This is a genomic window from Paenibacillus cisolokensis (assembly GCF_050481165.1).
GTDB classification, from domain to species: domain Bacteria; phylum Bacillota; class Bacilli; order Paenibacillales; family Paenibacillaceae; genus Paenibacillus_AH; species Paenibacillus_AH cisolokensis.
In genome coordinates, this window is the sequence record NZ_JBCNFP010000093.1 from 80,283 (window position 1) to 86,334 (window position 6,052).

Here is a 6,052-nt window from a genome sequence, read left to right on the forward strand (position 1 = left end):
ATGGAGAGTGTAGCTGCTGTTTTGGCCAAACATTTCCAGTCGTGGGCAGTGACGCATGTATTTGGCGTCCCAGGCAAGGCCATTCTGCCGATCATTAATGCTTGCGATCGGGTAGGTATCCGCTTTGTGTTAAGCAGCCACGAAGGCGCGGCCGGATTCGAGGCATCCGGCTTCGCATGGGGGAAAGAGACGCTCGGCGTCTGCCTCGGAACATCCGGCCCCGGCGGCACGAACCTTGTGACCTCGGCAGCTCAGGCCAAAGCTTCGAATTTGCCCGTACTGTTCATAACCGGTCACCCGTCGATGAAAGATACCGGTGCCGGGCTTGGCCAGGACGCCTCCTATTTCGGAACCGATATTGTCAAAATATTGGAGCCGGTGACGAAATTCAGCATGCGGGTCGAAAGAGGCGATTTGCTGAAAACCTATTTGCGCCATGCGATGGAGCGGGCGTTTTCCGGCGTGCGTGGCCCCGTCCATCTGTCGATCCCCTACGACGTATTTCAAGAACAGATCGAACCTTTCGAGCTTGAGCTGCCAAGCTTTTCTCCGACATGCTCCCTGAATCTCGGCCATGTCGCCGAGTTGATCGAGCGCGCGAGACGCCCGGTTATATTTGCCGGCAAAGGCGTCCATAGCGCGAGGGCGTATGACGAGCTGCGCCGGCTCGCGGAGCGCTGGAGCATTCCGGTCATGACGACGGCCAGCGCGAAAGGCGCTTTTCCGACTCTGCATCCGCTGTCGCTGGGGGGCTTCGGTCTCGGCGGCACGGACAAGGCCGACCGTTACTTGCTTGAAGGTACCGATCTGCTGCTCGTCATCGGCACCAAGCTGAGCGATATGACGCTTTCCGGCTACCGGGAAGAAATGAAACCGGAACGAATCGTTCACTTCGATTTCGAGCCGACGTTTATCGGCAAGACGATCGATTGCCCGACCGTTCCCGTGCTGGGCGACATCAAGGCGAATTTGGCCGAGCTCCTGCGTCTGTCGGGGCGGATGTCCGGCGGCCAGCCGGAGATGGAGGCCGTCCGCGTCTCGCGGGAAGCGGCGGCTGCGGCCGAAGCGCCGGTGCAGGATGGAACGCCGGTACGGGGCGAGACATCGCCGCAGAACGGAACGCCCGTACTGGCAGAAGCGCCGGTGCAGAATGGAATGCCGGTACTGGCAGAAGCGTCGGTGCAGAATGGAATGCCGGTACGGGCCGAAACGTCGGGAGCGGTGCCGTCGGGTCCCTCCGCGATTGCGGCGGCGCCGTCTGCCGGAGACGGACGGCCGGATCGTCCGGACAGAGGAGGCTTTATCTCTTCCGGCGACGCCATACGGGCGATGCAGAGACATATGCCGCAAGACGCGCTGCTGTTCGGAGATTGCGGCAGCCATACGTTTTATGCGATTCGGGATTATGTTGTACACACGCCAGGCACGTTCATTTTCGACAGCTTGTTCGGCGCCATGGGCCATGCGATCGGATATGCGGTGGGCGCGAAGCTGGCCAGGCCGGAACAGACGGTCGTGTGCCTGACGGGTGACGGATGCATGCTGATGCACGGTACGGAAGTGTCGACCGCGGTAAATTATGACGTGCCGGTTATTTTCGTCGTGCTGAACAACGGCCGTCTCGATATGGTGGAGAAAGGCATGACGAAATATTTGGGCAAAGCGATCGGCGCTATCTATAAACAGCCGATCGACGCCGCGGCGTTCGGCGAATCGCTCGGAGCGCTCGGGTTCCGGTGCCTGACGGAAGAGGATATCGGACATGCGATGCGCGCGGCGCTTGCTTCGGGTCGGCCGGCCGTGCTCGACATCATCGTCGACCCGCTGGAGACGCCGCCGACGATGAAGCGGTAGAGCGAAGGAACAGGGGGGACGAATAATATGGAACTGTCGCGTGTCGAAAAGGGCAGGCAGGTCATGTACGATATGATGGGAGAGCACGGCAATGCCGCGCTGAACCAGATTGCCGCGATGGACGAAGGGTTCGCGGAATTGTTAATCGGATTTTTCGGCGATATTTACGGCCGGACGGGGCTCGACAAGAAGCAGAAGGCTCTTGTGACCCTGACGACGCTCATTACGCAAGGCGCACATGCCCAACTGCGGCTGCATACCCATACTGCGCTTCGGGCGGGGCTGACCGAGCGCGAGATTATGGAAACGGTCATTCAATGCATTCCGTATGTCGGGTTTCCGTCCGCAACGAACGCGCTGCACGTTATTCGCGAAACGCTGGATCGGGAGAAGAATTGACCGATGCCGATGAAGTGGCTGCGCTGGGCGAAGCGTCTGCAGGCAATAGCACAGGCGGGGTTGACCTATTCGAAGGATCCGTACGACCGGGAAAGATTCGAAGAGATTCGCGAGCTGAGCGTTGAAATGATGGCGGCCCAAACCGGCACGGAGGCGGCCGTCGTCCGCGAATTGTTCGCCAATGAGAAAGGATATGCGACGCCGAAGGTGGACGTTCGCGCTGTCGTATTCCGCGACAACAAGCTGCTGATGGTTCGGGAGAAGGCGGACGGATGCTGGTCCCTTCCGGGCGGCTGGGCCGATATCGGCCTGTCTCCGGGCGAAATCGCCGTGAAGGAGACGCGGGAGGAGGCCGGTTACGAAGTCCGGGCGGAACGTCTGCTGGCGGTGTTCGACAAGCGGCTTCATCCGCATCCGCCTTCGCCTTACGACACCTATAAATTGTTCATCCGCTGCGAGATATGCGGCGGATCGGCGCAAGCAGGGCTCGAAACCGACGGCGTCGGATTTTTCGCCGAAGACGGGCTGCCGGAGCTTTCGACCGAACGCAATACGGAATCGCAAATTCGCCTCATGTTTCAATACTTGCGCGAGCCGGACCGCCCTTGCGCCTTCGATTAGCGATTCGGCTTTTCGCAACCGACGTTTAAAAGCAGCCGTACGCCGCCATAATGAGAGGGAAAATACCGTATGCCCGGCATACGATGGCAAAGGGGCGGAAAGCTGTGAATTACGATTGCGCGATTGTCGGCGGCGGCTTCGCCGGCGTGCAGGCCGCCATCCAGCTCGGAAGATACCGGCACAGCGTCGTGGTGCTGGACCGCGAGGGCGGCCGTTCCAGCCTGTGCAGGCGTTATCACAACCTGCTCGGCTGGCCGGACGGGGTGAGCGGCCCCGAGCTGCTCCGACTGGGGCGCAGACAGGCCGAAGAGCTGGGCGTCCGGTTCGTCAGGGCCGATATCGGGAGGGCGGAGCGAAGAGGCGATTCGTTTACGCTGCATGCGGACGACGGGACAGTGTATCGCGCCAGGCGGCTGCTGCTCGCCACGGGCGTGAAGGATCGGTTGCCCGACTTGCCCGGGCTGCTGCCTTGTCTCGGCTTGACGATCTTTATTTGTCCGGATTGCGACGGTTATGAGGTGCGCGGACGGCGCACGCTTGTGATCGGTTCGGGCGATGCGGGCGCGAATATGGCGCTTACGCTGGCCTACTGGACAAACGATCTGGTCTATGTGAACCATGAAGGGAAGGCTGTCTCGCCGGACAAGATGGAGCAAATCCGGCATCTCGGGATCGAGTACCGCGAGGAGGCGGTGATCCGGCTCGAGACGGACGGCGGCGAGCTGCTGGGCATCGAGCTTCAGTCGGGCGACCGCATGCCCTTCAATCGCGCCTTTCTGGCGCTTGGCGGCAACGAGGTCAAATCGGAACTGGCCGTCCAGCTCGGCGTAGCGGTAGCGGACAACCGCCATATCAAGGTCGATCCGCGTACGAAATTGACGAATGTGGAGCATGTATGGGCGGCAGGCGACGTTACGGTTCATTCCGAACAAGCGATAATCGCGATGGGCGATGGGGCCCAGGCCGCAATCTGGATGCATAAAAGCTTGTTGTCATAAGGTTTCGCCGGTCGGGTGACGGATGATCGATTCCGTTGCCCGATCGGCGTTTTTGTATCGGAGCGTGGCTTTCACCGCGGGCGGACGGGGAAACGGGCGCGCTGGTACTAAAGCCCTGCGGGTGCGCTATGGCGTCTCAGCAGGCGAGTGCCTGCAGGTGCGCTATGGGCAACGGAACAAGCGATCGCGCCGCCAACAGGGTCTTGGAGGTGCGCTAAAGGCAGCGGAGCAGGCGCGTCCTGCCAGCGATGTCAAAACGGAAAGGACAGTTGTTCGACGCTTTCCGTTGCCGCGGGCGGTTTCGGCTGTCGTCCTGGCGGCGGGGCGGTATTGCCGACGGGACCGCTTCCGCCGCCGTCTTGAAGGCCGAGCCGCTTCCGGATGTCACGATAATTCGCGGAGAGCGGTTCCTTGTAGCTGTCCGGTACCGTGCCCGAGCTTGCATACAGCGTTTCGTATGCGCGCCTGAGATGGGGATAGTGGAAGGAGAGCGTCTGCATAAACCAGCTTTTCACTTCGGGCGTGCTAAGCCGGAGGAAGGACGTCATAACGAAAGAAGCGCCCGCCTTGACCGCCTTGGCCATCAACTCGTAAATTTTCTCCGGATGGTCCGAAATATAAGGCAGTATCGGTGCGATAAACACGCCTGCCGTTATACCGGCGCTGCGCAGCTCCTGGAGCGTTTCCATCCGCTTAGCGGGGGACGGCGTGGACGGCTCGAATGCGCGCCAGATCGCGGGGTCAAGCGTGCCGATGCTAATATTGACCGACCCTCCCGGCAATTTCTTCAGCAGGTCGAGGTCGCGCAGGACGAGCGGCGAGCGCGTCGTGACCGATGCGGGAATGCCGTATTCGACCAGCAATTCGAGGCAGCCGCGCGTCAGCTTCGCGTCCTTCTCCGCCGGCTGGTAAGGGTCGGTGGCCGTGCCGATGACGACATGCCCGGCGCGCAGGGAGGCGAGCCGGGCCGGCGTCATTCGTTTCAGCTGTCTGGCAAGCGCTTCCCGCGCATTGCCCTTGATCATGATGCGGTTTTGAAACGTATCGTCGGCGTCAAGCCCGAGAAAGGCGTGCGTCGACCGCGCATAGCAGAAGCTGCAGCCGTGTTGGCACCCTCTGTAGGGATTGATCGACCAGCCGAAAGGCATGGAAGGCGCCTTGACCGGATTGAGCACCGTTTTGGCTATCAGCGTTTCGTAACGGATCGTCCGTTTCATCGTCCCACCCTCGTTTTATCCGCAAATTAGAAAAGAAGCAGTTGATTGCGAACATTTGTTCCTGTATATTGTAACATACAAACGTTCAAAATCAACTCGGCAAATCATGCCTTTCTCGTTCGTGATGCCGAGTTTTTCGTGTGCGACAACGGCTGGTCCAGCGCTCTGGATGCGGAGACGGAGCGGAAATGGTGGGAACGGCTGTTCAGCATACGTCACGGCGCGACTTGCCTTGTCATCTCGCAACGCAAAACGACGCTTGTGCATGCCGATTGGAACATCGTGCTTGAAAATGGCCGCATGGCGGCGGAAGGAACGGCAGAGGGAACGACGGCTCGCGAACGGCCCGCCCCCGCCTTGCTGCTGCGCCTCGTAGGGGCTGCTGCGGAAAGGCGCGACTTTCCGCCAATTTGGGAACGGGAAGGGCTCCATGAAACGTAACGGCCGTCCACAATGCGGGACGGGAAGGGCTCCATGAAACGTAACGGCCGTCCACAATGCATGACGGGAAGGGCTCCGTGAAACGTAACGGTCGTCCTCAATGCATGACTGGAAGGGCTCCGTGAAACGTAAAGTGGCTGTCTCACATGTTCATGGTTCATTTGTCAGCGTGGTGTGCGAGGGGATATTCGATACGTTTTCCCGGCTCAAAACCAATACTGCAAAAGTGCAGTTTTTTTCCGCAATTAACAGCTCGAACGCTCAAATTCCTGCGATTATACAGTATTTTTGTTTCCAAGCGTCTTGTAAGACGGAAGTGATCAAAAAATTCTGCACTTTCGCAGTAATTTGAGCCAAAGACATCTGTCAGGGGCAAAAATCCTGCACTTTTGCAGTATTCACCGCTCTTCGGCTGTTACCGGCGGCCCCTGCCCGTCGGAATAGGTCGCTCGGCTAACACGGCGGCATCTGCTCGCTGGCATAGCCATCTTCGGCTATCGGCGGCGGCATCGCTCGCTGGCA

Annotated in this window: 6 protein-coding genes; 5 read left to right on the forward strand and 1 reads right to left on the reverse strand. The window is 59.8% G+C overall.

Going from position 1 to position 6,052, the window contains the following annotated elements:
• The 4 genes from ABEV74_RS15665 (at window position 1) to ABEV74_RS15680 (ending at window position 3,872) form a co-directional block, all read left to right on the forward strand.
• Window positions 1–1,854: a thiamine pyrophosphate-binding protein gene (locus ABEV74_RS15665; RefSeq protein ID WP_430147322.1), complete on the forward strand. Its 1,854-nt coding sequence runs from the start codon at window positions 1–3 to the stop codon at window positions 1,852–1,854.
• 27 nt (window positions 1,855–1,881) lie between these two features.
• Complete coding sequence (locus ABEV74_RS15670; protein ID WP_213529051.1) at window positions 1,882–2,253, forward strand: carboxymuconolactone decarboxylase family protein; 372 nt, start codon at window positions 1,882–1,884, stop codon at window positions 2,251–2,253.
• A 3-nt stretch (window positions 2,254–2,256) separates the two neighbouring features.
• Window positions 2,257–2,874, forward strand: a complete 618-nt coding sequence (locus ABEV74_RS15675) for an NUDIX hydrolase (protein ID WP_430147326.1) — start codon at window positions 2,257–2,259, stop codon at window positions 2,872–2,874.
• A 104-nt stretch (window positions 2,875–2,978) separates the two neighbouring features.
• Complete coding sequence (locus ABEV74_RS15680) at window positions 2,979–3,872, forward strand: NAD(P)/FAD-dependent oxidoreductase (RefSeq protein WP_430147329.1); 894 nt, start codon at window positions 2,979–2,981, stop codon at window positions 3,870–3,872.
• Window positions 3,873–4,123: 251 nt separating this feature from the next.
• Here ABEV74_RS15680 and ABEV74_RS15685 read toward each other — a convergent pair whose 3' ends face one another.
• Window positions 4,124–5,089: an SPL family radical SAM protein gene (locus ABEV74_RS15685; protein WP_430147332.1), complete on the reverse strand. Its 966-nt coding sequence runs from the start codon at window positions 5,087–5,089 to the stop codon at window positions 4,124–4,126.
• Window positions 5,090–5,227: 138 nt separating this feature from the next.
• Here ABEV74_RS15685 and ABEV74_RS15690 point away from each other — a divergent pair, with 138 nt between their 5' ends.
• Entirely contained in the window at window positions 5,228–5,530 is a 303-nt protein-coding gene (locus tag ABEV74_RS15690) for a hypothetical protein (protein WP_430147335.1), read from the forward strand.
• Window positions 5,531–6,052: the final 522 nt, after the last annotated feature.

Bases quoted from the DNA above. Each gene is read 5' to 3' on its own strand.
- ABEV74_RS15670 (WP_213529051.1), top strand. From the start codon at position 1,882: ATGGAACTGTCGCGTGTCGAAAAGGGCAGGCAGGTCATGTACGATATG.
- ABEV74_RS15685 (WP_430147332.1), bottom strand. From the start codon at position 5,089: ATGAAACGGACGATCCGTTACGAAACGCTGATAGCCAAAACGGTGCTC.
- ABEV74_RS15675 (WP_430147326.1), top strand. From the start codon at position 2,257: ATGCCGATGAAGTGGCTGCGCTGGGCGAAGCGTCTGCAGGCAATAGCA.
- ABEV74_RS15665 (WP_430147322.1), top strand. From the start codon at position 1: ATGGAGAGTGTAGCTGCTGTTTTGGCCAAACATTTCCAGTCGTGGGCA.